Below are 25,287 nucleotides of genomic sequence, written 5' to 3'. Positions count from 1 at the left end.
CCGGCGGGCCCCGAGCGATCACACCGCGATGAGCACGATCCCGGCCAGCACGATCGCCGCTCCCAGCATACGTCGCAGCGGGTCCGGCTCCATGAACAGCCACCAGGCCAGCAGCGAGCCCACCACGATGCTGGACTCCCGGACGGGGGCGACCAGGGAGACCGGTGCGGTGCGCATCGCCTCCAGGACCAGCACATAGGCCAGCGGGGACAGGGCCGCGACCAGCAGCACCTCCCGCCCATGGGAGCGGACGACGGGCACGACGTCCTCGCGGTGCCGCCGCAGCAGGGTCGGCGTCATCAGCAGCACCTGCCACAGGCAGGTGGTCACGAAGTAGCCCACCGGCGGCAGTCCCAGCGTCGTCACCGAATAGCTGTCCCACAGCGTGTACGCGGCGATCGCGATCCCGGTCGCCGTGCCCCAGACGACCCCGGCGCGGATCCCGTGACGTCCCGCGACCGATCTCCCGGTGGCCACCACCACGATCCCGCCGATCACCACCAGCGCGCCGACCGCGGCGACCCATCCCGGCCGCTCGTCGAGCACGAGGATCGCGATCGCCATGGACAGCACGGGGCCGACCCCGCGCGCCACCGGATAGACGACGCCGAGGTCGGCGCGTGCGTACCCCGTCTGCAGCGTGAGCTGATAGGCGACATGGATCAGTCCCGAGACCAGCGGAGCGAGGACGACGGCGGGCGAGAACCCGACATCGGCTCGCGCCAGGGTGACCAGCGCCAGGGGAGCCCACAGCACCACCGAGCCCACGTCGTAGCACCACACGAAGGCGAAGCCACCGACGGTCACCCGCTTCGCGGCGAGGTTCCACACCGCGTGGCAGAGCGCCGCCACCAGGACCAGGGTCAGGGCGAGGGTGCTCATCGATGCTCGGGCCGCGGGTGCGGCGAGAGGGCGTGGGTGGCCATCGCCTCAGTATCCCGCGCTCCGCCGGCCGCGCGCGGGAGCATCCTCAGCGGATCTCCGCGCGGGCTCGACATCGGAGCGCGATCCCCTTATAGTTGAAAGCGAAACCGGTTCGAGACAGGAGTCCCCATGAGCCTCAGCACCGCCGTCCTCCGCGCCATCCCCGGCGCCTTCATCCTCAATTCCGGCATCGGCAAGCTCAACCTGCCCGCCGAGATGGCCGAGAGCCTGCAGGGCATGGGCGCCAAGGGCGTCCCCCCGCTGGCGAAGATGACCCCCGAGCAGTTCGGGAAGTTCCTCAGCTACGGCGAGATCGCCGTCGGCGCCTCGCTGCTGCTGCCCTTCGTGCCCACCAAGGTCGCGGGCGCGAGCTTGGCAGCCTTCTCGGGGGCGATGATGGCGATGTACCTGCGCACCCCGGAGATGACCGAGTCCGACGGTGTGCGCCCCAGCCAGGCCGGTACCGCCCTGGCCAAGGACAGCTGGCTGCTCGCCATCGGCGCCGCCCTCATCCTCGCCCAGGGCAGGAAGTCGACCAAGAGCTGAGCCTCTCGGCCCGGGGACCCGGGCCCGACAGTCCCCCGAGTCCGTCCGGGGCGGGGGACACTGGAGTCGTGATCATCCCGTCGGCCGACCTCGAGGGGCGCGGCCGTGCGCTCCGCCGCGCAGTCCCGTCAGCCCTCGGCGTGCTCGGAACGATCCTGCTGGCCGCGGCGCTGGGAGGGCTGATCCGGGTCGTGCCGGTCGTGGGGGCGCTCGACGAGCGCCTCGTCGCCGCCGCCGGCACGAGCCTCACCACGCCGGGTCAGATGCTCGCGCTCGGTCTCGACGCGATCTTCGATCCGCTGTTCGCGGCGCTCCTGACCGTCGCGGTCGTGCTGGTCGTCGCGCTCGCACGGCGCAGCCCCCGCGCGGGTGCGCGCACGGGGATCCTGATCCTCGTGCCCTGGGCGGCGACCGGAGCTCTGAAGGTCATCGTCCGCCGTCCCCGCCCCGAGGTGGAGCTGCTGGGTGACCGGCTCGTGCCGTTGCCCGAGACCTTCAGCTTCCCCAGCGGGCACACCACGGTCGCCGCCGCCCTCTGTCTGGCGATCCTGCTCGCCCTCCGGGCCGGGTGGGGCCGATGGATCGGCGGCGTGCTCGCCGTGGTCGTGGTCGCGGCGACCGCGTGGTCGCGCGTGGCGCTCGGCCTGCACCACCCCACCGACGTGCTGACCTCCGCGCTGCTGGCACCTGTGCTGGTGGTGCTGCTGGCACGGGGGATCGACGCCGGCGTCCAGCGGGTCGAGGCAGGAGGGCGGTCACCGTCACGGGGATGGTGCCCTCGATCTCGTCGCCCGGGACCATGCGGAACGCGGTGATGTCAGTGATGGGGTTCGCGGCATTGGTCGTCACGTCCTGCCAGGTGGCGTCGTCCCGGACGTGTTTCGTCGACGCCGGGTCCCGCGGTCGGGTCCGGGATGTCACGACGATCACAGCCAGGGCGCGATATTTCGCAAGTCAGAAGTGGCAAAAAGGAGCGAGGTGAGGCTAACCTCAGTATCGGACCGGGGGCACCCTGGTCCTCCTGCTCCCCACGGAAGGCTTCCTCCACCATGACCGTGTCCTCCCGGTTCTCCCGTCGCCACTTCGGCGCCGCCTCCGCCGTCGGCGCCCTCGGCCTCGCCCTGACCGCCTGCGGCACGTCCACGGGAGCCGCCGATGACGCCGGGGCGAAGGATGCCGGCGCGGCGGGCACCGTCGAGGTCGAGGACAACAACGGCCCCCATACGGTCGAGGTGCCCCCGACGTCCGTGGTCGCGACCGACAACCGAACCTTCGAGACGCTCGAGGCCTGGGGCGTCACCCTGAGCGCCGCCGCGCGGGCCCTCATGCCGTCGACCAACTCCTACCGGGACGACGAGTCGATCATCGACCTCGGCAACCACCGCGAGCCCGACCTCGAGGCCGTGGTCGCCGCCGAGCCCACGCTGATCATCAACGGCCAGCGCTTCGCGCAGTACCACGACGACTTCGCGAAGTACGCCCCGGACGCGACCATCCTCGAGCTCGATCCCCGGGAGGGGGAGCCCTTCGCCGCCGAGCTCAAGCGCCAGGTCTCCACCCTCGGCACGATCTTCGAGAAGGAGGCCGAGGCGAAGGAGCTGGCCACCGGCCTCGACGCCGCCATGGAGCGCGTCGCCGCCGCCTACGACGGCTCCTCCACCGTCATGGCCGTCACGGTCTCCGGCGGCGAGATCGGCTTCATCGCCCCCGGTCAGGGCCGCACGCTGGGCTGGACCTTCGACGCCTTCGATCTCGTCCCCGCGCTCGAGGTCGAGGGCGCCAGCGAGGACCACCAGGGCGACGACATCTCCGTCGAGGCCATCGCGAGCTCGGACCCGGACTGGATCCTGGTGATGGATCGCGACGCGGCCATCTCCGCCGACGACCCCTCCTACCAGCCGGCCGCCGAGGTCCTCGAGGGCTCCGAGGCCCTGGCCGGGGTCACCGCGATCGCCGAGGGCAATCTCGTCTACATGCCGGCGGACACCTACACCAACGAGTCCATCCAGACCTACACCGAGTACTTCGAGTCCCTGGCCGACGCCTTCGAGGGTGCGGCCTGATCACGCCGCTCCGGCCCGCCGACGGCGCGGCGGACGACCTCGCGAGGCACCCGCCCTCCGTGCCGTCCGTCGGCCGCCCGACGTCGACCTCTCCCACCTGGTGACCTGATGCCCTCTCCTGCTCTCGTCGGTGCCGCGCCGCCCGCTCGGCACCGTGGCCGCGAGCGTCTGCTCGACGTCAAGCTCGTGATCGGCATCGTGGTCGTGGTGCTGCTGCTGGTGGCCTCGCTGCTGACCGGCGTCTACGACGTCCTCGGGGCCGAGGGCGGCGGCGAGATGTTCGCCATCACCCGCGTGCCCCGCACCATCGCGCTGGTCCTGGCCGGTGCCGCGATGGCCATGTCCGGGCTGATCATGCAGCTGATGACGCAGAACCGCTTCGTGGAGCCGTCCACGACGGGCACGACGGAGTGGGCGGGACTCGGGCTCATCCTGGTCATGGTCATCAGCCCGCAGGCGGATCTGCTGACCCGGATGACCGTCGCGATCGCCTTCTCCTTCGTCGGCACCATGGTGTTCTTCGCAGTCCTGCGCAAGGTCACCCTGCGCAGCTCGCTGATCGTGCCGATCATCGGCATCATGCTGGGTGCCGTCGTCGGCTCCGTCTCCACCTTCGTGGCGCTGCAGTTCGACGCCCTGCAGAACCTCGGGGTCTGGTTCGCCGGCTCCTTCACCTCGGTGCTGCGCGGCCAGTACGAAGTGCTGTGGATCGTGCTCCTGGTGGGCATCGCCGTCTTCGTCGTCGCCGACCGGCTGACCGTGGCCGGGCTCGGCGAGGACATCGCCACCAACGTCGGCGTGAACTACCAGCGGGTGCTGCTGCTGGGCACCGGCCTGGTCGCGATCGCCACCGGCGTGGTCACCGTGGTGGTCGGCAACCTGCCCTTCCTCGGACTCATCGTCCCCAATGTGGTCTCGATGATCCGCGGCGACGACCTGCGATCCAACCTGCCCTGGGTCTGCCTGCTCGGCATCGCCATCGTCACCGTCTGCGACCTCGTCGGACGCACCGTCATCATGCCGTTCGAGGTGCCGGTCTCCCTGATCCTGGGCATCCTCGGCGCAGCCGTGTTCATCACCCTCCTGCTCAGGCAGCGACGCCATGGCTGAACGTCTCGCACGGACCCTGCCCACCGGGCGCCGCCTCGGCCCCACCACCGACGACGACCGTCCCGACGTCTCCACCGCGCCCACCGATACCGTGGCGGACATCGCGCCGCTCGCCGTCCCCCGTCGGCCCCACGGCGGCTCCGGTGCCTTCCCCGACCGACGGTCCCGCCGGCGCTATCGGATCGTGCTGGGCACGCTGGTGGTGCTCGCCGTCGGCTTCGCGCTGGGCCTGCTCGCGATCGGGAATCCCATGCCGATCGGCAGCCGCGGATTCTGGCTGATCGCCGAGCTGCGCGCCACCTCCCTGGTGGTGATGGGTGTGGCCGCGTTCTGCCAGGCCACCGCCACCATCGCTTTCCAGACGGTCACCAGCAACCGCATCATCACCCCGTCGATCATGGGCTTCGAATCGCTGTACACGGCGATCCAGACCACCGCCGTGTACGTCCTCGGCGTGGCCGGGGTGGTCGCCCTGCAGGGCACCGGGCAGTTCCTGATCCAGGTCGCCCTGATGGTAGCTCTGTCCGTGCTGCTGTACGGCTGGCTGCTGCGCGGTCGGTTCGCGAACATCCAGGTGATGCTGCTGATCGGGGTCGTGCTCGGCGGGGGTCTCGGCGCGGTCTCGAGCTTCATGCAGCGCCTGCTGACCCCCAGCGAGTTCGACGTGCTCACCGCGCGGCTGTTCGGCTCGGTGAGCAATGCGAGCGTGGAGTATCTGCCGTACGCGATCCCGCTGTGCCTGGTGGCCGGGGTGCTGATCTGGCTGAACGCCCGCACGCTGAACGTGATCTCCCTGGGGCGCGACGTGTGCATCAACGTCGGCATCGACCACGGGCGCCAGACGATCTGGACCCTGGTGCTGGTCTCGATCCTGATGGCGGTCTCCACCGCTCTGATCGGGCCGATGACCTTCTTCGGGTTCCTGGTCGCGACGCTGGCCTACCAGGCCGCCGGCACCCACGACCACCGACGACTGCTGCCGGTGGGCGTGCTGGTCGGCTTCGTCATCCTCGCCGGCGCCTACTTCCTCATGGAGCACGTGTTCTATGCCCAGGGCGTCGTGTCCATCATCATCGAGCTCGTCGGCGGGAGCGTCTTCCTCGCCGTCATCCTCCGGAAGGGGCGCCTGTGATCTCCATCGATGCCGTGCGCAAGACGTACGCCTCGGCCTCCGGGACCGTCGAGATCGGGCCGGTCACCCTCGAGATCCCCTCCGGCGGCGTCACCGCCCTGGTGGGGCCGAACGGGGCCGGCAAGTCGACGCTGCTGACGATGGCGGGACGGCTGCTCGGGATCGACGAGGGCGCGATCGAGGTGGCCGGGTACGACGTGGGCTCCACCGCCTCGAAGGACCTCGCCAAGATCCTCTCGGTGCTGCGCCAGGAGAACCACTTCATCACCCGCCTCACCGTGCGTCAGCTGGTGGGCTTCGGCCGCTTCCCCTACTCCAAGGGGCGCCTGACCCCGCTGGACGAGCAGAAGATCTCCGAGGCCATCGACTTCCTGCACCTCGACGAGCTCGAGGACCGCTACCTCGATGAGCTCTCCGGGGGCCAGCGCCAGCGCGCCTACGTGGCGATGGTGCTGGCCCAGGACACCGAGTACGTCCTGCTGGACGAGCCGCTGAACAACCTCGACATGCGCCACAGCGTGCAGATGATGGGGCGCCTGCGCGACGCCGCCCGCGAGCTGCGGCGCACCATCGTCGTCGTGCTGCACGACATCAACTTCGCCGCCCACTACGCCGACCACATCATCGCCATGAAGGATGGGGCAGTGGTCGAGTCCGGTCCGGTCGCCGAGATCATGGACGGCGCGGTGCTCTCGCGCGTGTTCGACACCCCCGTGCAGGTCATCGACGGGCCGACGGGACCGCTCGCGGTCTATTTCTGAGCGCGTCGCCGTCTGACGCCCCTGGCTCAGGCGGTCTTGGTCGCCGGGTCCGCTCCGCCGCGGCCGTCGGGGCGGTCGAGGGCGTCGATCGCCGCGACCTCCTCGGGGGTCAGCGTGAGGCGGGCAGCGGCGAGGTTCTCCACGATCCGCGAGGGCGTGACCGACTTGGGGATCGTGATGATGCCTTTCGTGAGGTGCCAGGCCAGCACCACCTGGGCGGGGGTGGCCTCGTGCGCGGCCGCGACCGACGTGATCGTCTCGTTCCGCAGCAGGTCGGACTTGCCCTGCCCCAGCGGCCCCCAGGCCTCGGTGGCGATGGAGTGCTCGGCGTGCAGCGCCCGCAGCTCGCGCTGCTGGAAGTAGGGGTGCAGCTCGATCTGGTGGACCGCGGGAGCCACGCCCGTCGCCTCGATCGCCTCGGTCAGCTGCAGGACCGGGTAGTTCGAGACGCCGATCGAGCGCACCAGGCCGCGCTGCTTCAGGTCGATCAGCGCTCTCCAGGCCTCGACGTAGGTGCCCTGCGCGCGGACCGCCCAATGGACCAGGTAGAGGTCGATGTACTCCAGACCCAGTCGCTCGAGCGAGGCTTCGCACGCCGCGATCGCGTCGTCGAAGCGCTGGGCGTCGTTCCACAGCTTGGTGGTCACGAACAGCTCCTCGCGCGGGATGCCCGCGGCGCGGATCGCCCGTCCGACGCCCTCCTCGTTCCCGTAGACCTTCGCCGTGTCGAGGTGGCGGTACCCGGCCTCGAGGGCCTGCGCGGTGACGTCGGCGGCCACCTCGTTCTCGACCTTGAAGACGCCGTAGCCGAGCTGGGGGATCGAGCGGCCGTCGTGCAGCGCCAGGGCGGGAATCGTGGGGGATGGGGCGGTCATGGAGGGGCTCCTCTGGTCGGGGACCCCCAGCCTAGAACGTGTCACCGCGTCTCCCCGTCCCCCTCGGGCCTGATGGCCGTCGCGGTCCCTGGGAGCCGGCGTCGCCCGCCCCTCTACGATGGGCGCATGAGGTCGTGGAGCCCGGGCAGCACCCGATGACACCGGCACGCGAGGCGCGCAGGAGGCCCCTCGAGCGGCCGGCCCCGACCGGGGAACCCGCCTACGACCACGCGCGCGGCCACGATCCCGAGGGTCGCCGTGTCGAGCTGTACGGCCTGCTGGACACCCTGTTCATCGTCGCCGGCGTCGTGGTCTCGATCTGGCTGGCCCTGCTGTACCTGGTCGAGGGGTTCTCCCTGACCCCGGTGCGGCTGCTGTACCTGGTCGGCTTCTGGATCCTGCTGACCTACATCACGCTGCCGCGTCTGCACCAGCTGATGACCTGGATCTACCTGCCGGACTACTTCTTCGGGCGCACCCGCACCACCGAGGGGGTGCTCTCGGATCCCATCAACCTCGCCTTCGACGGTCCCGAGGCCGACCTGCACGTGGCGATGCGCCGCGCGGGCTGGGTGCTCTCGGAGGAGCGCACGCTGTCGTCGGCCTGGCAGATGGTCCGCTCCACGCTGCTGCGCCGCTCCTTCCCGGCCGCCCCGGTCTCCGATCTGTACCTGATGGGCCGACGCCACGACTTCACCTATCAGCAGGAGGTCGGCGGCACCACCGCCAAGCGCCACCACGTGCGCTTCTGGAGGCTCCCCCCGGGCCTCAGCCTGCCGGGCGGATTCCGGGCCGACTGGGTGGCCGCCGGCACCTACGACCGCGCCGTCGGCTTCTCCTTCTTCACCCTCCAGATCACCCACCGCATCGACGAGAACATCGACGTCGAGCGCGACTTCCTCATCGACACCGTGCGCTATGCGGATCCGGAGATCCCCGTCGAGGTGATCGAGGAGTTCGCCACCGCGTACCACGACCGCAACGGGCAGGGCGATCGCTTCCGCACCGACGGGCACCTGCCCGTGCTCGACATCGCCGGCGCCGCCTCCCGCTCCGACGGGGCCAGCGCCCTGATGCTGCCGCGGCACCGGCCGACGGGGAACACCGTCATGAAGGCCCGCGCCCGCGCCACCGCGCAATCGGCCCTGGCCGCGGCCCGGCTGCGGGGCGGGGACCGGGCGGAGCTGGGGGACGAGCTGTCCGCGCAGTGGCACGGCACGGTCGACGACGTCCACGAGATCATCTCGCGCGCGACGGATCACCACCTGCCGCCGCCGACGCTCGTGTTCACCGGGGCGCTGGTGCTGATCCAGGCCGGCCTGGTCATCGCCCAGTGGGCCTCCCAGCTGCTGGGAGTGGACGTCACGGCCTGGTACGCCGATGCCTCGCTGATCCTGCCCGAGGGCAACAGCGTCTACCTGGCCTCCGGCTTCGCGCTCGTGCTGGTGGGGCTGCTGGTCGGGGTGCTGCGCCGCAGCCGTTGGGCCCGGATCGCGCTGATGGCCCTGTTCACGGTCGACGCGGTCGCGCGGCTCGTGGTGGCGACCTCGATGACCGGTGACGTCGCGCACTCGCTGCTGGTGGGGGCGGGGGCCTCGGCTCTCGGCGTGCTCGCGATCAGCTCGGACGCCTCGCGGCAGTGGGTGCAGACGCTGCGGCTCACCAGCCGTGAGCTCGAGGCGGACCCGGGGGCCGACGGATCGACGCATGACCGGCCGGAGGCCTCGGGCCCGACGGAGGCCCCGGACCCCGAGCCCGTCCGCGCAGGTCGTGAGGTGTGAACCGCCGCACGACGCGGTAGGGTGCCCGGTAACCGCTCACGGGTCCCCAGAGCAACGACGCTCACCGAGCTCGACGCCGCCCGGAACGGTGCGCACGTATCCCCGTCCCGGGAGGATCCCATGAGCGAGTCGCACGAGGCCGCCCCCACCGCACCCGACGGCACCGGCCCGCCGGACCAGCCGACGCTGAAGAAGGCGATCACGCCCAAGCTCCTGCTGCTGTTCATCGTCGGCGACATCCTCGGCACGGGCGTCTACGCCCTGACCGGCAAGGTCGCGGGCCAGGTGGGCGGTGCGGGATGGATCCCGATCATCGTCGCCTTCGCCGTCGCGATGGTCTCCGCTCTGTCCTACGTCGAGATGGTCACCAAGTACCCGCAGGCCGCCGGTGCCGCCCTGTACGTGCACAAGGCCTTCGGGGTCCACTTCCTGACCTTCATGGTCACCTTCGCGGTGCTGTCCTCGGGCATCACCTCCGCCTCGACCAGCTCGATCTTCCTCGCGGAGAACTTCCTCAAGGCCTTCCAGCTGGAGGACGCGCTGGGCGATGCCTCCGCCGGGACCGCCACCGCGATCGCGCTGATCTTCCTGGGCCTGGTCGCCGTGATCAACATGTACGGCGTCTCCGAATCGGTGAAGGCCAATGTGGTGCTCACCCTCATCGAGCTCACCGGTCTCACGCTCGTCGTGCTCGTCGGATTCTTCGCGATGGCCGAGGGCAAGGCGGACTTCTCCCGCGTGGTCCTGTTCGAGACGCCGGGGGACAAGGGCTTCCTGATGGCGGTCGTCGCCGCCACCGCCCTCGCGTTCTTCTCGATGGTCGGCTTCGAGGACTCGGTGAACATGGCCGAGGAGACCGTGGACCCGGTCAAGAACTTCCCGCGCGCGCTCATCGGCGGCCTGTCGATCACCGGTGTGGTCTACGTGCTGATCTCCGTGGTCGCCGTGGCGGTGGTCCCGATCGGTCAGCTCACCGAAGCCTCCACCCCGCTGCTGACGGTCGTCAAGGTCGGCGCCCCCGGCGTCCCGGTCGACACGATCTTCGCGTTCATCTCGATCTTCGCGGTCGCCAACACCGTGCTGATCAACATGATGATGGCCTCCCGCCTGCTGTACGGCATGGCCAAGCAGGGCGTGCTGCCCGGCTTCCTCAAGGGAGTGCTCCGCACCCGCCGCACCCCCTGGGCCGGCATCCTGTTCTCCACCGCCCTCGGGGTCGTCCTGGTGCTGACCGTGCGCTACGTGCTGGCCGAGAAGACGATCTCCGCGCTCGGCGGCACCACCGCCCTGCTGCTGCTGACCGTGTTCGGCCTGGTGAACATCGCGGTGCTGGTGCTGCGCAGGGACACGGTCGACGTCAGGCACTTCCGGACCCCGACGGTGCTGCCCGTGATCGGCGCGATCACCTCCTTCGCCCTGGTGACCCCGCTCGCGCAGCCGGCCCAGAACTACGTCATCGCGGGCGGCCTGCTCGCCATCGGTCTGGTGCTGTACCTGATCACCTGGTTCTACAACAGCGCCGTGAAGGCGCGTCGCACCCGGTTCCGTCACCCCGACGACCTCGGCAAGTCCTGAGCGGCCCGCCCCGCGCCCCGTTCCGACCCGCCGCGATCCCCGCGAAGCATCCGCGTCCCGACCCCATCGATCGACCTCCCAGGGAGATGCCATGACCACGATCCTGCTGGCCTACGTCCCGAGCGCCACCAGCGAGGCCGCCTTCGCCTTCGCCGTCGAGGAGGCGAAGCGGCGTGACGCCCGCCTGCTCGTGCTCGCCTCCGAGCGGGCCCCCGATCCGCGCAAGGCCCGTGGTGTGACCGATCAGCGCTCCCTCGAGGAGCGCCTGGCCGAGACCGGTCTGGAGCACGAGCTGCGCACGGTCCCGCGCCGCGACGACCCGGCCGATGACATCCTCGACGCCATCGAGCACGACGCGGTCGACCTGGTGGTGATCGGCATCCGTCGGCGCACTCCGATCGGGAAGATCCTGCTGGGCTCGACCTCGCAGCGGGTGGCGATCGAGTCGCCGGTGCCGGTGGTGCTGGTCAAGCCCGACACCTTCGTGGCGCCCTCGCGGTTCTGAGGGCACTGCGGATGTCCGTTCCGCGCGGATCCCGCCTCGTTGCCGTCGGGAGTTCACGGTCCCGTCGCCTGCGGGTGAACGAGGGGTCATCGCGCTGACGCATCGTCGGGACCTCGTGCCCGCCCTCGCGGGCGCGAGGACGCGCGACAGCAAAGGACCCCGCCCCATGACCCTGATCGACCTCCCGCTGCTGATGAAGGATGCGGTGCGTGGCAAGCGCTCCGCGGTGACCTGCGCGCTCAAATGCGCCAACCAGTGCGCCGCGGGACCGTGCAACCACTCGGACAACTCCACGTTCCGCGACATCGCCTCCGCCGCGCTGACCCGCCGCACCGTCCTGGGCGGGACCAGCGGAGCGGTCGCCATCGCGCTGGCCGGCACGCTGGGCGCCTGCTCGAACCCCGCCGGGGAGGGCGCCGGCCCTGCGGGCGGCGGCTCCTCGGGATCCGGAGCGAGCGACGGCGGGGGAGGGGGCGCTGCGCCGAACGGGTCCGCCCTGACCTTCGAGGCGATCGCCCCGGTCGACGCCGAGACCGACGAGTTCACCGTCCCGGAGGGCTTCGCCTGGCATCCGATCATCCGCTGGGGCGATCCGCTGTTCGAGGACGCCCCGGAGTTCGACTGGAACGCCCAGAGCGCCGAGGCCCAGGAGCGCCAGTTCGGCTACAACAACGACTACACGGAGATCCAGGAGATCCCGGACAGCGACGGCACCCGCGCGGTCATGTTCGTCAATCACGAGTACACGAACGAGAACATCATGCTCCCGCCGGAGACCGACGAGGGCGACGCCGTCGACATCGGCATGGCCGCCCACGGCCTCACCGTCGTCGAGCTGGAGCGCCCGAGCGCCCAGGAGCCGTACACCTACGTCCGCGGCGGAGAGCTGAACCGGCGCATCCTGCTGACCGACGAGTTCGCGCTCACCGGCCCCGCCGCCGGCAGCGAGCTGACCCGGACGGCCGAGGACCCCGAGGGCCGCACCGTCCTGGGCACCCTGGGAAACTGCGCCGGGGGCCTCACCCCCTGGGGCACCCTGCTCTCGGGGGAGGAGAACTTCCACGGCTACTTCCGGGCCGCGGGCACCTCCGAGGCCGAGAAGCGCTACGGGCTGGCCGACGAGGCCACGGCCCGGAACTGGGAGGCGAAGCACGAGCGCTTCGACGCCCGCAGCGAGGGCCACGAGAACGAGCCGAACCGCTTCGGGTGGATCGTCGAGGTCGACCCCTTCGACCCGGACTCGACGCCCCGCAAGCACACCGCGCTGGGTCGCTTCAAGCACGAGGGCGCCAACGTCATCCTCGCCGAGGACGGCCGCGCGGTCGCCTACTCCGGTGACGACGAGGTCTTCGACTACCTGTACAAGTTCGTCTCCCGGCAGGCGTACGTCGAGGGCGACACCGAGCACAACATGACGCTGCTGGAGGACGGCGACCTGTACGTCGCGAAGTTCACCGGCAACTCCCCGGAGGACGAGATCGACGGCTCCGGCGAGGTGCCCGCCGACGGCGCCTTCGACGGCAGCGGCGAGTGGCTGCCGCTCGTGCTCGACGGCGCCTCGCAGGTCGAGGGCTTCAGCGTCGAGGAGGTGCTGGTGCACACCCGCCTCGCGGCCGACGCCGTGGGCCCGACGAAGATGGACCGCTGCGAGGACGTCGAGCCCTCGCTGGCCACCGGCCGGGTGTACGTCGCCTGCACGAACAACGACGAACGCGGGACCGAGGGCAAGGCCGCCGCTGACGAGATGAACCCCCGGGCGGAGAACCGCGACGGCCACGTCGTGGAGATCGACGAACAGGGCGACCAGGCCTCGACCACCTTCGCCTGGAACCTGCTGCTGGTCTGCGGCGATCCCGCCCAGGGGGATCAGACCTACTTCTCCGGCTTCGCCGCGGAGGAGGTCTCCCCGATCTCCTGCCCCGACAACCTGGCCTTCGACTCGGTGGGCAATCTCTGGATCTCCACGGACGGCGCCCCGGACGGGATCGGCTACAACGACGGCCTGTTCCGGGTGACCCTCGAGGGGGACGCCCGCGGCCGGGTCGAGCAGTTCCTCGCCGTCCCGCGCGAAGGGGAGACCTGCGGGCCGATCGTCCGCGACGAGGACCGCTGCGCCTTCGTCTCCGTGCAGCACCCGGGCGAGGACGGCGAGTGGGGCGCGCCCACCTCGCACTTCCCGGACTACGAGGGCACCGGCCCTCGCCCGGCCGTGGTCCAGGTGCTGCCGGTCCGGGACGGGAACGGCTGAGCCGCAGGACGGGCCGGTCCCGCCCCGGGCGGGCCGGTCCCGCCCCGGGCGGGCCGGGCCCGAGAGGGACGGCCGCCCCGCCCGGACGGGTCAGCCGTCCGCGCCCCAGTCCGCCCCGCGGTCGTACTCGTCGGGCCGCGAGCCGGAGGCCTCCTGCCGGCGCCGGTACATCGCATTGCGGGGGACGAGGATCAGGGCGGCGACCGCGGCGGCGAGGACCGACGCGGTCAGCACGCCGACCTTCGCCCAGTCGTACATCGGCTCGCCGGCGGTGAAGCTCAGCTCCGAGACGAGCAGGGAGACGGTGAAGCCGATCCCGGCCACTGCCGCCATCCCGAACAGATCCGGCCACTTCAAGCTCGGATCCAGGCGGGCGCTGGTCAGCCTCGTCATCAGGAAGGCGGTGCCGACGATGCCGACGATCTTGCCGAGAACCAGGCCGACGATGATGCCGAGAGCCACGGTGGACTGCCAGGCGTCCAGCAGACCGGAGATTCCGCCGACGGCGACGCCCGCGCTGAAGAACGCGAAGACCGGCACGGCGATCGCGCTGGAGAACGGGCGCAGCCGGTGCTCGAGGGTGTGGGACAGCGAATGCTGCTTCCCGTAGCGGGAGATGCCGCGGGTGGGCACCAGGAATGCCAGCACCACGCCGGCGATGGTGGCGTGCACGCCGGAGTTCAGGAACAGCACCCAGGTGATCAGGGCCAGCGGCAGCAGCAGCACCCACGCGGTCCAGTAGTGCTTCTTGAACAGGGCCTCGGCCTTGTTCGTCAGCAGCCAGAACACGGCCAGGGGAACGATCGCGAGGGCGAGGAAGCCCAGGCGCAGATCGCTGGTGTAGAAGATCGCGATGATGGTGATCGCGATGAGATCGTCGACGATCGCGAGGGTCAGCAGGAAGGTGCGCAGCGCCGTCGGCAGGCTCGAGCCGAGCAGGGCGAGGATCGCGATCGCGAAGGCGATGTCGGTCGCCGCCGGGATCGCCCAGCCCCCGCCGGCGCCGTCCGGTCCGCCGAGGTTGATCACGGTGTACAGGATCGCGGGCAGGGCGACGCCGCCGAAGGCCGCGGCGACGGGGACCGCGGCCTGGGCGGGGGAGCGCAGGTCACCGATCACGAACTCCTGCTTCAGCTCCAGCCCGGCGAGGAAGAAGAAGACGGCGAGGAGCCCGTCGGCCGCCCAGTGTCCGATCGACAGGTCGAGGTCGAGCGGGCCCAGGGTTCCGCCGAGATGCGCATCGCGCACGGAGAAGTACAGCTCGGACAGCGGGGTGTTCGCGGCCAGCAGCGAGAGGATCGTCGCGATCAGCAGCAATGCCCCGGCGGGGATCGCGCGGGTGACGAACACCTCCAGGCGGGAGTGCTCGCGGTACGTCCCGTGCTCGAGGACGGCGGACGAAGTTGTGCTCATGGATGGGGCTCCTGGGTCGGGGTGCGATGGGCGAAGGGCCGGGCGACGCCCGTGGCCCCGACCGTCAGGTCTGCGGCGGGGCCTCGGTCTCCGGGTCGGTGTGATCGGGACGGGGCTGATCGGACGTGGCCTGCTCGGGCTCGGCACGGCGGCGCTCGCCGCGGGCGAGCACCTGCGGGGGAGGCATGGTGGCGTTGCGTGCTGCCCGTACCAGGATCAGGACGACGACCACGACGCCGAGCGCCTTCGCCCACCAGGGGTCGGCGATGAACAGCAGCAGCATCGCCAGCAGCACCGGTGCGAGGTACACGAACGCGGAGCGGACGTAGCCCAGGAAGGTCGGCATCTTCACGCCGCCGTCGTCGGCGACGGACTTCACCATGAAGTTCGGACCGTTGCCGATGTAGGTCATCGCGCCGCACAGCACCGCACCCAGCGAGATCGAGACCAGCAGCGCCTCCGGCACGTCGCCCACGCGGGGCTCCCCGGGCAGCTGGGTGGCCATCTCGAAGAAGGTCACGTAGGTGGGGGCGTTGTCCAGGACGGAGGAGAGCCCGCCGGTGAACAGGAACAGGGTGATCTCGTTCAGCGGCAGGTTCGGGGCCGCGGCGCGCAGCACCTGCAGGGCCGGGACCATGGTCACGAAGATGCCGATGAACAGGGCGCCGACCTCCTGGATCGGGGCCCAGGTGAACTCGTTCTCCTGGAAGCGGATCGTCGTCGAGCCGGTCAGGAACGAGCAGGCGGCGGCCGCGAGCATCACCAGCTCGCGCCAGGGCACCCAGTTCAGCCCCTCGATATGGCCGTGGGCGACGGCATCGATGTCCAGCGAGGGCACCAGGGCCACCGCGAAGATGATCACCGCGAACCAGATCAGATTGGTCGCCCCGCCCAGGCGCAGCGGCCGACGGTTCTCCGTGTCCATCGCGAGGGCCTCGGGCGTCTCGCGGGCGTGGAAGCGACGATCCAGCGCCCAGTAGGTGATCAGCAGCAGCGCGTTGACGAACAGCCACACCGGGAACAGCGAGAAGGTCCAGGTGAAGGGAACCCCGCGGAGCATCCCCAGGAACAGCGGCGGGTCGCCGAGCGGGGTCAGCAGGCCGCCGCAGTTGGCGACGACGAAGATCGTGAACACGACCGTGTGCACCCGGTAGCGGCGCTCGGCGTTGGTGGCCAGGATCGGCCGGATCAGCAGCATCGCCGCCCCGGTGGTGCCGACGAAGCTCGCCAGCACGCCGCCGACGGCCAGGAAGATGGTGTTGGTGCGCGGGGTGGCCGGCAGGTCCCCACGCAGCACGATGCCGCCGGCGACCGTGAACAGCGCCAGCAGCAGCACGATGAACTGCACGTACTCGATCAGGGCATGGGCGAGCAGCGCCGGTTGGGAGATCAGCAGCAATCCGATGCCGACCGGCACACCCAGGACGAGGGCGTAGATCAGCTGGTTGCGGGGCCGGTCCCAGAGACGCTCGAGCGCAGGGATCAGCGGGAAGATCGCGATGCCGAGCAGCATCAGCACGAACGGGATCAGGGTCCATACGGGGAAGGACATCGCGGATCACGTCACCTTCGAGGCCAGGCCGGAGAGGATCAGTCGCGCTCCGGCTCCGAGGCCGCGAGGAGGAGGGGCCGACCCACGTGCCGGCGCGCGGGATGTGGGGCAGGAGAGCCATGGCGGGTCCTTGACGGCATCGACGACGTGAGTACGGGAGCGGACTCCCGTGCCGACCAGACTTCCCGGCTCTCCGGCGTCAGTCTCTCACGACCCTCCTGAACAGGGGTCGCAGCGTCCGTCGTTCCCTGGCGCCCGCGGACGGGAGCCCCCTGCGTTCACCGACCCGAATCCCGCCGTCCTCATCTACCAACTGGTCATGACTGGGCAGTTCCCCAGCGTGACCAGCATGGATGGATGAGCGGCACCGAGGTCAAGTGGTCTGTACTACGTTGTCTGCGTACCGTGATGCTGTTTTTCGGCGGAGCACGCTGTCAGGTCGGGAGGCCCAGCAGGTCGGAAGGCCCAGCAGGTCCCGAGACCCGGGTGGCGTGCGCTGTCGCGAGTCCGGTGGCTTCCTGCCGCCGGCCGCTCCTGGAGTGTCGGGCGACTTCCCCACGCCCCCGGGAGTGCCGCCACAGCGTGTCGAGGCACGCTTGCGATGACGGGAAGTTCCGACCGTGACGACACCCTCCATCTCCTCCTCCGAAACTCCGACCACCACCACCGGAGGCACCCCGTTCGCGGACCTCCCTCCTCGTCGGACGATCCGCCAAGCGGTCGCCGCCTCGGCGATGGGCAACGCCACCGAGTGGTACGACTACGGTGCGTACGCGGTGGTGGCCACCTATATCGCCGCCCACTTCTTCCCGGAGGGGTCCGAGGGCCTCTTCTGGACCTATGCCTTCCTGGCGATCTCCTTCGTGGCCCGCCCCTTCGGCGGGTTCATCTGGGGCCCGCTCGGCGATCGCCTGGGGCGCAAGCACGTGCTGGCTCTGACGATCATCCTGATGTCGGCCGCGACCTTCCTCATCGGCGTGCTGCCGACCTACGAGCAGGTGGGCATCCTCGCCCCGATCCTGCTGGCGATCCTGCGCATGGTCCAGGGCTTCTCCACCGGCGGCGAGTACGGCGGCGCCGCGACGTTCATGGCCGAGTACGCCCCGGACAAGAGGCGCGGCCTCTACGGCAGCTTCCTCGAGTTCGGCACCCTGGGCGGCTTCGCCCTCGGCACGGTCGTGGTGCTGATCCTCCAGCTGATCCTGGGCGAGGACACGATGGCGGCCTGGGGCTGGAGGATCCCGTTCTTCGTGGCCGCTCCGCTCGGCCTGATCGGCCTGTACCTGCGGTCCCGCCTCGATGAGACCCCGGTGTTCCAGGACCTCGAGGACGCCGGCGAGTCGGAGCAGAGCGCGACCCACGGTCTGCGCGACCTGATCGTGGAGTACTGGAAGCCGATCCTGGTGATGGCGGGCCTCGTGATCCCTCTGAACATCGCGAACTACACGCTGCTGACCTACATGCCCGGCTATCTCGAGACCAAGATCCACCTCACGCCCAACGAGTCGCTGATGGTGATCCTGGTCGGCGAGGTCGCGATGATGGCGGTGATCCCGTTCTGCGGATCCCTGTCGGACCGAATAGGCCGCAAGAAGATGTGGTGGTTCTCGATGGTGGGCCTGTTCGTCATGGCCCTGCCGATGTATGCCCTGATGGGGCAGAGCTTCGGCCTGGCGATCCTGGGCTTCGCGGTCCTCGGCCTGCTCTACATCCCCCAGCTGTCGACGATCTCGGCCACCTTCCCGGCGATGTTCCCGGCGCATGTGCGCTTCGCGGGCTTCGCCGTCACCTACAACGTGTTCACCTCGATCTTCGGCGGCACGGCCGCGCCGCTGAACGAGGCGGTCGTCGAATCCACCGGGTTCCTGGAGTTCCCGGCCGTCTACGTGATGATCGGCTGCGTGGTCGGCATGATCGCGCTGCTCTTCCTCAAGGAGACCGCCGGCGCGAACCTCAGCGGCACCGACATCCCGGAGTCGGAACCGGAGGACTACGGACTCGACGTGATGAGGGCAGAGGACAAGGCGATGGACGAGTGCGGCCGATGATGGTCTGATCCGCAGTGCTGCCGTGCGAAGGGCGCGGTGGGAGCATGGTGCCATGCCTCCCGCCGCGCCCTTCGCTCGTCGTTTCGCCCAGCTCGACGTGTTCGCCGGCCGTCCCCAGCGCGGGAACCCGCTGGCCGTCGTGCTCGATGCCGAGGGGCTGACCGAGGAGGAGATGCAGCGCGTCGCCGCCTGGACGAACCTCTCCGAGACGACCTTCCTGCTGCCGCCCACCTCGGCCGAGGCCGACTACCGGGTACGGATCTTCACCCCGTCCGGCGAACTGCCCTTCGCCGGGCATCCCACGCTCGGGTCCGCGCGGGCCTGGCTCGAGGCCGGGGGTGTGCCGGCACGGGAGCGGATCGTCCAGGAATGCGCGGCGGGGCTGATCACGGTGCGCCGCGACGCGGACCGTCTCGCCTTCGCGGCCCCGCCGCTCCTGCGCAGCGGGCCCCTGGACGACGCCGACGTGGACCAGCTCGTGTCGGCATTGGGGGTGCCGCGCTCCTCGGTGCTCGGGCACACCTGGGCCGACAACGGGCCGGGTTGGCGGGTGCTCGAGCTGGAGTCCGCCGAACAGATCCTCTCGCTGTCCCCGGATCTCGCCGGGATGAGGGACGCGAAGCTCGGCGTGATGGGGCGCTTCGGCCCCGCCGACGCCGCGGCCCGTCCGGTCGGCGGGGCCGACGGTCCGCTCTACGAAGTCCGCGCCTTCACGCTCGGCGGCGTCGAGGATCCGGTCACCGGCAGCCTCAACGCGGGCATCGCCCAGTGGCTGGCCGGCCGCGAGCCGATGCCCGCGCGGTGGACCGCCGCGCAGGGCACGGTGCTGGACCGCGAGGGCCGCATCGACGTGCAGGTCGAGGACGACGGCACGGTCTGGATCGGCGGCGCCACCGTGCTCACCGTGGAGGGGTCGATCCTGGTGTGAGCCGTCAGCGGCCTGAGGGCGGGGACAGCTCCTCCATCGCCCGGCAGATGGTCGCGCGGACGTCGCTCTCGCCCTCCTGCGCCGCGGCCTCGGGATCCCACTCCGTCTCCGGGGCGTCCGGGTCCTTCGGCCCGAAGAGCCACCACAGGTTGTGCCACGGGTCCTGGAACCGCGCGATCGTCGAGCCGTAGAACGAGGAGACCTCCGTGATGACGTCCGCCTCCTGCGCGCGGGCCCGGCGCAGCACCTCGTGGGGATCCTCGACGTTGACCTGGAGGAGCGCCGGGGTGAAGGGCCAGCCGGGCTTGGAGTCGACGACCATGAGGCATGAGTCGGCGATCCGTGCCTCGGCGTGGATCAGGAGGCCGTCGGTGTCCACGGCGAGCGTCCGCTGTCCACATTCCGAAGGCCCCGAAGCGCTCCCGTGCTTACCCTGTCCTCATGGTGACGACACTGCCGTACGGCTCCTGGCCCTCGCCCATCACTGCCGAGCTGCTCGCCACGGGCGGCACCCGGCTCAGCGCCCCGCGCCTGGTCGGCGATCAGGTGTGGTGGACCGAGGGCATCGCGACGGAGGGCGGTCGGCAGGCGGTCGTGCGCACCGGGGGGCCGGTGGCGGTTCCCGGGACGATCGGTGGTGACGAGGCGGCCGAGCACGCCCCGGCTGCCCCGATCACCGTGCTGCCCGCACCCTTCAACGCCCGGTCGCGCGTGCACGAGTACGGCGGCGCGAGCTGGACCGTGGTGCCGGCCGATGCGGCCCCCTCCCCGTCGGCCGACCAGGATCGGCGCCCTCCGCTCGTGGTCTTCGTGAACTTCGCCGACCAGCGGGTCCACTCCCTGCGCGAGGGCGAGCAGCCGCGCCCGCTCACACCGGTCGGCCCCGAGGTCGACACCGCCCACGGCCCCTCGCTGCGCTGGGCCGATCCCACCCCGATCACCCTCGCCGACGGCACGACCGAGGTCTGGTGGGTCTGCGAGGACCACACCGGCGGCGAGCACGGCCCGCGCCTCGACGAGGACGGCGCCCCGCACATCGAGCGATACATCGCGGCCGTGCCGCTGGACGGCTCGGCGGCCGAGGACCCGTCGGCCCTGCGCCGCGTCACCCCCGCCGCCCGCTTCGTCGCCCACCCGCGCGTGAGCCCCGATGGCACCCGCGTGGCCTGGCTGAGCTGGGAGCATCCGCAGATGCCGTGGGACGGCACGGAGCTCCACGTCGCCCCGCTGCTCGCGGGCAGCGCAGGAGAGGGCGACATCGTCGCCGGGGACACCGCGACCTCCGTGATGCAGCCCGAATGGCTCGACGACCATCGCCTGATGTTCCTCTCGGACACCTCCGGCTGGTGGAACCCCTGGGTGTTCTCGGCCGACGACGGGGTCCGCCAGGTGCTCGAGCTCGACCAGGAGTTCGCCGGCCCGCTGTGGTCTCTCGGGACCACCTGGTACCAGGTGCTCGGCCCCGACCTGGCCCTGGTCCAGTACGGCCGCGCCGCGACCGACCTCGGCCTGCTGCGGATCCGCGACGGGCACCTGACGGAGCTCGAGTGCCCGCTCACGCACCTCATCGCCGCCGAGCTGCGCGAGGACGGGCTGCTGCTGCTCGCCGGCTCCTCCCCCACGCGCTTCGGAGCGATCCACGCCGCGCGCCTGACGCTGCCTGCCGGGGGCAGGGACACCGCCGGCTCCGGCCCCGCCCTGTCCCCGCTCACCCTCCTGCGTTCCTCGCGCGATGACGCGCCGGACCCCTCGGTGCTGCCCCGCGGGGAGAGCATCGAGGTGCCGCTGCCGGGCGGCGGCGTCGCCCACGCGATCGTCCACCGGCCCCACCAGGACGGACTGGCCGGCCGCGAGGGCGAGCTGCCGCCCTTCATCGCCCGCGTCCACGGCGGCCCCACCGCCCACGTCCCGCCGGTGCTGTCTCTGCCCACCGCGTACTACACGTCCCGCGGGCTCGGCGTCGTCGACGTCAACTACGGCGGATCGACCGGCTACGGCCGCGCCTACCGCGACCGGCTGCGCGGCCAGTGGGGCGTGGTCGACGTGACCGATACCGTCGCCGTGATGGACCACCTCGTGCGGGAGGGGATCGCCGACGGGGCGCGGCTGGCGATCGAGGGCGGCAGCGCCGGTGGGTGGACCACGCTGGCCTGCCTGACCCGCACCGACGCCTTCGCCGCGGGCGCCTCGAGCTTCGGGGTCGCCGAGCTCGAGGCATTCCGCCTGGACACCCACGACTTCGAGTCCCGCTACATCGACGGCCTCGTCGGCCCCTATCCCGAACGACGCGACCTGTACGTCGAGCGGGCCCCTCTCAACCACGTCGACGAGCTCGCGGTGCCGGTGCTGCTGCTGCAGGGGGACGAGGACCGGATCGTCCCGCCCAGCCAGTCCGAGCTGTTCCGCGACGCCCTCGCCGCCAAGGGCATCCCGCACGCCTACCTCCTGTTCGAGGGGGAGCAGCACGGGTTCCGGCGGGCCGAGTCGATCATCCGCGCCACCGAGGCGACGCTGTCGTTCTACGGCCAGGTGCTGGGCTTCAGCCCTCCGTGCGTCCCGGTGCTCGAGCTGGAACGGGACTGAGATGACGACTGCTGATCCGCCCATCGGCCCGTCCGCTCGTTCCCCCGACGGCCCGTCTGCGGGCCGAGATCGGCGACCTGCGGCAGCGGCGGTCCCCCTGGTGCTGGCCGGCGCGCGGCGCTCGGATGCTTGTCCGACGTCACGGGCGTCGATACGTTGGACGCTCTGATGCGAAGGAGCCTCATGGACCCCCAGATCACCCGTCGGACGGGCATGACCGCCGCTGCCCTGGCCTCCGCGACCACCGCCGTCGGCCTCCCCGCAGCCGCCTTCGCCGCAGGCGACCCGGCGCCGCACAAGGACACTCCCGCGCGACGGTCCGCCCGCTCCGCCCCGAGCTGGAGCCGCGGCGAGCCGCACCGCCATCCCTGGGACCGCGGGGGCCCCGGTCGCAGCCTGCGCGCGGTGTCGCCGCAGTCCGTCGGCCTCGACGCCGCGGAGCTGGAGGAGCTTCCCGGGGTCGTCCGGGCGGGCCTGGAGTTCGATCCACCCCGCTTCTCCGGGGCGTCCGTGCTGGTCGCCTCCCAGGCGGGGATCGCCTACGAGCACGCCGACGGGTATGCGCTGCGCTGGAAGAAGGCCGGCGAGCAGCTGCCCGAACAGCAGTGGATCCCGGCCCGCACCGACACGATCTACGACCTCGCCTCGATCTCGAAGATCTTCACGGCGACCTCGGTGCTGCAGCTCGTCGAGCAGGGGGCGCTGGCGCTCGACGACACCGTCGCCTCCCACCTGCCGACCTTCGCCGCGGGTGGTAAGGAGCAGGTCACCGTCCAGCACCTGATCACCCACACCGGCGGGCTGCCCGCCTTCATCAACCTCTACTCCGCCTACCCCGATGTGCCCTCGCGGATCGAGGCCGCCCTCACGGTACCGCCCGACGCGCCGCCCGGCACGGCCTACGTCTACAGCGACCTGGGTCTGATCGCCCTGGGGCTGGTCGTCGAGAAGCTCTCGGGACAGGGGCTGGACGAGTACGTCCACGAGCACATCACCGCCCCGCTCGGGATGACCGACACCATGTACAACCCGCCGGCCTCGCTGCGTGCGCGCATCGCCGCGACCGAGTACGAGGCGTACTACGAGGAGCTCGTGCACGGCAGGGTCCACGACGAGAACGCCTACTCCCTCGGCGGCGTCGCCGGACACGCCGGCGTGTTCTCCACGGCGCGGGACCTGGCGGTGTTCGCGCAGATGTTCCTGGGCGGCGGACGCTACGGGAACGCCCGGATCCTCCAGAGGCAGACCGTCCAGGAGATGTACACCGACCGGATCGCGGAGATCACCGGGGTCGGAGGGGCGCGTCGCGGGCTCGGCCCCGAACTGGAGGCCTGGTACTACCACGCGGGCCTGACCAGCCCCTACAGCGGCACCCACACCGGGTTCACGGGGACATCGCTGGTCATCGACCCGCTCACCGACACCATCGTCATCATGCTGGCGAACTCCGTGCATCCCACGCGCGAGTGGTCCTCCACCTCGGTCACCCGCCGCGAGGTCTCCACCTGCGTGGCGCACGCTCTCGGTGTGGTGCCCGCGGCGCTGCGCGGAGGCTGGCACGCCGGGGACGAGGATGCGATCACCGCGACGCTGAGCGCTGGGGCGGAGCTGCCGGCCGCAGGAGCAGAGGGCGGCACGGGCGGCGGATCCGGGGGTGGCGCGTCCGGTTCCGGCTCGGGACATGAGGGCACCGGGCCTCACCTGCGGCTTGACCTCTTCGCGCATCTCGAGACCGCGTACGACGTGCTGACGGTCGAGGCCTCCGCGGATCAGGGCGCCACCTGGGTACCGCTGGCCGGGACGCTCGAGGCCCGGCACCAGGAGCCGATCGAGGTGACGGAGGGGGAGATCACCGGCTGGGGCCGACGCCGGCGCTGGGACGGCACGTTCGCGCTGGTGGACGGCGAGGAGCCGATGGGTGGAGAGGTTGAGATCCGCCTGACGCTGAGGACCGACCGCTCCACCCGTGGCCTCGGGGCCTGGGTGGGCCGGATCCGGATCAGCGACGGATCCGAGGACGTGCTGGACACGGATCGGCCCGGGGACCGCGAGCAGGTCGTGGCCGACGGATGGACGCGGGAGGGCTGAGCGCCCGGCGCCCAGCACGCTGGACCGAGCGCGGCACCACCCTCGCGTCGGGCGCCGCGCGCGCGGTTCGGCACGACACCCGTCGGCTGCCGCGCCGCGTCGGACGACCTGGGGTCACGCCGCCCGGGCCAGCTCCTTCTCGATGTCCGCCGCGAGGTCGGCGGGCTCGACGTCCGAGGCGTAGCGTCCTCGCACCCGTCCGTCGCGCCCGATGAGGAACTTGGTGAAGTTCCAGCCGATCGGCTCGGCCGGGATGTCCCCGTGCGCACCGGTGAGCCACTGGTACAGCGGATGCGCACCCTCGCCGTTCACCTCGACCTTCGCGAACATGGGGAACTCGACGCCGAAGTTGATCGAGCAGAACTCGGCGATCTCCGCGTCGCTGCCCGGCTCCTGGTGCATGAACTGGTCGCAGGGGAACCCGAGGACGGTGAGGCCCTTCTCGTGGAAGCGCGCGTAGAGGTCCTGCAGTCCCGCGTACTGCGGGGTGAAGCCGCACTTGCTGGCGGTGTTGACCACCAGCACGACGGAGCCCACGTCGTCGGCGAGGTCCTTGTCCTTCCCGGTGATCGTGGTCGCGGTGAAGTCGGCGAGAGTCGTCATGGGTCCATTGTGGCGCTCCGGGCCTTCCGCGTGGGCGCGCGAAGTCCGCGGACCGGGCGCCTGCGGTGTGGAGCAGCGAACTCTCCGTGGTCGAGGTAGTCGAGGTAGTCGAGAGGCGGTGCTCGTCGTAGCGGTCCACGATGACTCCGAAGTCGCTGATCAACCGGCTGTGGAATGGCCTCCCGCCGGTGCGCGAGGGGGTCTGGCTCGCGGGAGACTCTCTGCTGCTGCGGGCGTGCGACGTGTGGGTGTGTCGATCTGCCGCGGATGGACGCACCCCGCTCGCCCACGACGGGCCCTGGAGGGGCTTCTCCACGACGGGCCCTGGAGGGGCTTCGCGTGTCAGACCCTCGCAGTATGTTTGTGAGCGGCCGGATATTGCGTTCAGAGAGTCATTGTTCCTCCACCGTGGAGTGTTATCCACAATGCGTGAAATGGGGCGTGATGAGGCTCCGCGTCAACGCGGATTGAACGGGGCGAAAGAGCTGGTCAGGCGCGCGCAGCGGATGTCGACGGTGGGTGGTTCCGATCTGCTGGTCCTCGGATATCCAC

20 protein-coding genes are annotated in these 25,287 nt (G+C 70.8%); 14 read left to right on the top strand and 6 right to left on the bottom strand.

Going from position 1 to position 25,287, the window contains the following annotated elements; translation table 11 throughout:
* Positions 1–18: 18 nt before the first annotated feature.
* Positions 19–882 (bottom strand): DMT family transporter, encoded by an 864-nt coding sequence (locus BH708_RS12525; protein ID WP_076809125.1) that lies wholly within the window; start codon positions 880–882, stop codon positions 19–21.
* Between the two features lie 171 nt (positions 883–1,053).
* On the opposite strand from BH708_RS12525, the gene BH708_RS12520 reads away from it, so the two are divergent.
* The 6 genes from BH708_RS12520 to BH708_RS12495 all read left to right on the top strand — a co-directional run bounded on the left by BH708_RS12520 (position 1,054) and on the right by BH708_RS12495 (position 6,536).
* Positions 1,054–1,470, top strand: coding sequence for a hypothetical protein (locus BH708_RS12520; protein WP_076809122.1), 417 nt, complete (start codon positions 1,054–1,056; stop codon positions 1,468–1,470).
* Between the two features lie 68 nt (positions 1,471–1,538).
* A complete protein-coding gene (locus tag BH708_RS12515; protein ID WP_076809120.1) occupies positions 1,539–2,285 on the top strand; it encodes a phosphatase PAP2 family protein in 747 nt (248 codons plus the stop codon).
* Between the two features lie 234 nt (positions 2,286–2,519).
* The gene (locus BH708_RS12510) at positions 2,520–3,533 is read left to right on the top strand and encodes a siderophore ABC transporter substrate-binding protein (RefSeq protein ID WP_076809118.1); all 1,014 of its coding nucleotides are present in this window, start codon (positions 2,520–2,522) and stop codon (positions 3,531–3,533) included.
* Between the two features lie 108 nt (positions 3,534–3,641).
* A complete protein-coding gene (locus tag BH708_RS12505) occupies positions 3,642–4,643 on the top strand; it encodes an ABC transporter permease (protein ID WP_076809116.1) in 1,002 nt (333 codons plus the stop codon).
* Positions 4,636–5,775, top strand: coding sequence for an iron chelate uptake ABC transporter family permease subunit (locus tag BH708_RS12500; RefSeq protein ID WP_083713561.1), 1,140 nt, complete (start codon positions 4,636–4,638; stop codon positions 5,773–5,775). Before BH708_RS12505 ends, BH708_RS12500 begins: the two co-directional genes overlap by 8 nt.
* Positions 5,772–6,536 carry an ABC transporter ATP-binding protein gene (locus BH708_RS12495; protein WP_076809114.1) on the top strand — a complete coding sequence of 255 codons (765 nt, stop codon included), beginning with the start codon at positions 5,772–5,774 and terminating at the stop codon, positions 6,534–6,536. The genes BH708_RS12500 and BH708_RS12495 overlap by 4 nt, the downstream gene beginning before the upstream one ends.
* 26 nt (positions 6,537–6,562) lie before the next feature.
* On the opposite strand, the gene BH708_RS12490 is transcribed toward BH708_RS12495, so the two are convergent.
* Complete coding sequence (locus tag BH708_RS12490) at positions 6,563–7,411, bottom strand: aldo/keto reductase (RefSeq protein ID WP_076809112.1); 849 nt, start codon at positions 7,409–7,411, stop codon at positions 6,563–6,565.
* 155 nt (positions 7,412–7,566) lie between these two features.
* On the opposite strand from BH708_RS12490, the gene BH708_RS12485 reads away from it, so the two are divergent.
* From BH708_RS12485 to BH708_RS12470, 4 genes are all read left to right on the top strand, one after another.
* Positions 7,567–9,192, top strand: a complete 1,626-nt coding sequence (locus BH708_RS12485) for an LssY C-terminal domain-containing protein (RefSeq protein WP_083713939.1) — start codon at positions 7,567–7,569, stop codon at positions 9,190–9,192.
* A gap of 120 nt (positions 9,193–9,312) precedes the next feature.
* On the top strand, positions 9,313–10,767 hold the full coding sequence (locus BH708_RS12480; protein ID WP_076809110.1) for an APC family permease: 1,455 nt from the start codon (positions 9,313–9,315) through the stop codon (positions 10,765–10,767).
* 91 nt (positions 10,768–10,858) lie between these two features.
* Entirely contained in the window at positions 10,859–11,272 is a 414-nt protein-coding gene (locus BH708_RS12475) for a universal stress protein (protein ID WP_076809109.1), read from the top strand.
* 166 nt (positions 11,273–11,438) lie between these two features.
* Positions 11,439–13,520: a PhoX family phosphatase gene (locus BH708_RS12470; protein ID WP_076809108.1), complete on the top strand. Its 2,082-nt coding sequence runs from the start codon at positions 11,439–11,441 to the stop codon at positions 13,518–13,520.
* Between the two features lie 90 nt (positions 13,521–13,610).
* Here the strand turns inward: BH708_RS12470 and nhaA are convergent, their stop codons facing one another.
* Together nhaA and BH708_RS12460 are read right to left on the bottom strand one after the other, a co-directional pair.
* Positions 13,611–14,933: a Na+/H+ antiporter NhaA gene (gene nhaA, locus BH708_RS12465; RefSeq protein ID WP_076809106.1), complete on the bottom strand. Its 1,323-nt coding sequence runs from the start codon at positions 14,931–14,933 to the stop codon at positions 13,611–13,613.
* Between the two features lie 64 nt (positions 14,934–14,997).
* Positions 14,998–16,485, bottom strand: a complete 1,488-nt coding sequence (locus tag BH708_RS12460; protein ID WP_083713559.1) for a sodium:proton antiporter — start codon at positions 16,483–16,485, stop codon at positions 14,998–15,000.
* A gap of 620 nt (positions 16,486–17,105) precedes the next feature.
* On the opposite strand from BH708_RS12460, the gene BH708_RS12455 reads away from it, so the two are divergent.
* On the top strand, positions 17,106–18,533 hold the full coding sequence (locus BH708_RS12455) for an MFS transporter (RefSeq protein ID WP_253705319.1): 1,428 nt from the start codon (positions 17,106–17,108) through the stop codon (positions 18,531–18,533).
* A gap of 52 nt (positions 18,534–18,585) precedes the next feature.
* On the top strand, positions 18,586–19,461 hold the full coding sequence (locus tag BH708_RS12450; protein ID WP_076809104.1) for a PhzF family phenazine biosynthesis protein: 876 nt from the start codon (positions 18,586–18,588) through the stop codon (positions 19,459–19,461).
* Between the two features lie 4 nt (positions 19,462–19,465).
* On the opposite strand, the gene BH708_RS12445 is transcribed toward BH708_RS12450, so the two are convergent.
* A complete protein-coding gene (locus BH708_RS12445; protein ID WP_076809103.1) occupies positions 19,466–19,840 on the bottom strand; it encodes a glyoxalase/bleomycin resistance/extradiol dioxygenase family protein in 375 nt (124 codons plus the stop codon).
* Positions 19,841–19,902: 62 nt separating this feature from the next.
* Between BH708_RS12445 and BH708_RS12440 the strand changes: the two genes are divergently transcribed.
* Together BH708_RS12440 and BH708_RS12435 are read left to right on the top strand one after the other, a co-directional pair.
* Entirely contained in the window at positions 19,903–22,044 is a 2,142-nt protein-coding gene (locus BH708_RS12440) for a prolyl oligopeptidase family serine peptidase (protein WP_076809101.1), read from the top strand.
* A gap of 183 nt (positions 22,045–22,227) precedes the next feature.
* Positions 22,228–24,132 (top strand): serine hydrolase, encoded by a 1,905-nt coding sequence (locus BH708_RS12435; protein WP_253705318.1) that lies wholly within the window; start codon positions 22,228–22,230, stop codon positions 24,130–24,132.
* Between the two features lie 114 nt (positions 24,133–24,246).
* Here the strand turns inward: BH708_RS12435 and BH708_RS12430 are convergent, their stop codons facing one another.
* Positions 24,247–24,735, bottom strand: a complete 489-nt coding sequence (locus BH708_RS12430) for a glutathione peroxidase (RefSeq protein WP_076809099.1) — start codon at positions 24,733–24,735, stop codon at positions 24,247–24,249.
* Between the last annotated feature and the right edge of the window lie 552 nt (positions 24,736–25,287).

Source organism: Brachybacterium sp. P6-10-X1, assembly GCF_001969445.1.
Taxonomy (GTDB): Bacteria; Actinomycetota; Actinomycetes; order Actinomycetales; family Dermabacteraceae; genus Brachybacterium.
Note: the sequence above shows the minus strand (reverse complement) of the source record. Positions and strands in the feature narration are given on the sequence as shown.

What these genes read in the sequence shown, in the direction of transcription:
- BH708_RS12525 (WP_076809125.1), bottom strand. Translation starts at nt 882, where the DNA reads ATGAGCACCCTCGCCCTGACCCTGGTCCTGGTGGCGGCGCTCTGCCAC.
- BH708_RS12520 (WP_076809122.1), top strand. Translation starts at nt 1,054, where the DNA reads ATGAGCCTCAGCACCGCCGTCCTCCGCGCCATCCCCGGCGCCTTCATC.
- BH708_RS12510 (WP_076809118.1), top strand. Translation starts at nt 2,520, where the DNA reads ATGACCGTGTCCTCCCGGTTCTCCCGTCGCCACTTCGGCGCCGCCTCC.
- BH708_RS12505 (WP_076809116.1), top strand. Translation starts at nt 3,642, where the DNA reads ATGCCCTCTCCTGCTCTCGTCGGTGCCGCGCCGCCCGCTCGGCACCGT.
- BH708_RS12500 (WP_083713561.1), top strand. Translation starts at nt 4,636, where the DNA reads ATGGCTGAACGTCTCGCACGGACCCTGCCCACCGGGCGCCGCCTCGGC.
- BH708_RS12490 (WP_076809112.1), bottom strand. Translation starts at nt 7,411, where the DNA reads ATGACCGCCCCATCCCCCACGATTCCCGCCCTGGCGCTGCACGACGGC.
- BH708_RS12485 (WP_083713939.1), top strand. Translation starts at nt 7,567, where the DNA reads ATGACACCGGCACGCGAGGCGCGCAGGAGGCCCCTCGAGCGGCCGGCC.
- BH708_RS12480 (WP_076809110.1), top strand. Translation starts at nt 9,313, where the DNA reads ATGAGCGAGTCGCACGAGGCCGCCCCCACCGCACCCGACGGCACCGGC.
- BH708_RS12475 (WP_076809109.1), top strand. Translation starts at nt 10,859, where the DNA reads ATGACCACGATCCTGCTGGCCTACGTCCCGAGCGCCACCAGCGAGGCC.
- BH708_RS12470 (WP_076809108.1), top strand. Translation starts at nt 11,439, where the DNA reads ATGACCCTGATCGACCTCCCGCTGCTGATGAAGGATGCGGTGCGTGGC.
- nhaA (WP_076809106.1), bottom strand. Translation starts at nt 14,933, where the DNA reads ATGAGCACAACTTCGTCCGCCGTCCTCGAGCACGGGACGTACCGCGAG.
- BH708_RS12460 (WP_083713559.1), bottom strand. Translation starts at nt 16,485, where the DNA reads ATGTCCTTCCCCGTATGGACCCTGATCCCGTTCGTGCTGATGCTGCTC.
- BH708_RS12450 (WP_076809104.1), top strand. Translation starts at nt 18,586, where the DNA reads ATGCCTCCCGCCGCGCCCTTCGCTCGTCGTTTCGCCCAGCTCGACGTG.
- BH708_RS12440 (WP_076809101.1), top strand. Translation starts at nt 19,903, where the DNA reads ATGGTGACGACACTGCCGTACGGCTCCTGGCCCTCGCCCATCACTGCC.
- BH708_RS12435 (WP_253705318.1), top strand. Translation starts at nt 22,228, where the DNA reads ATGGACCCCCAGATCACCCGTCGGACGGGCATGACCGCCGCTGCCCTG.
- BH708_RS12430 (WP_076809099.1), bottom strand. Translation starts at nt 24,735, where the DNA reads ATGACGACTCTCGCCGACTTCACCGCGACCACGATCACCGGGAAGGAC.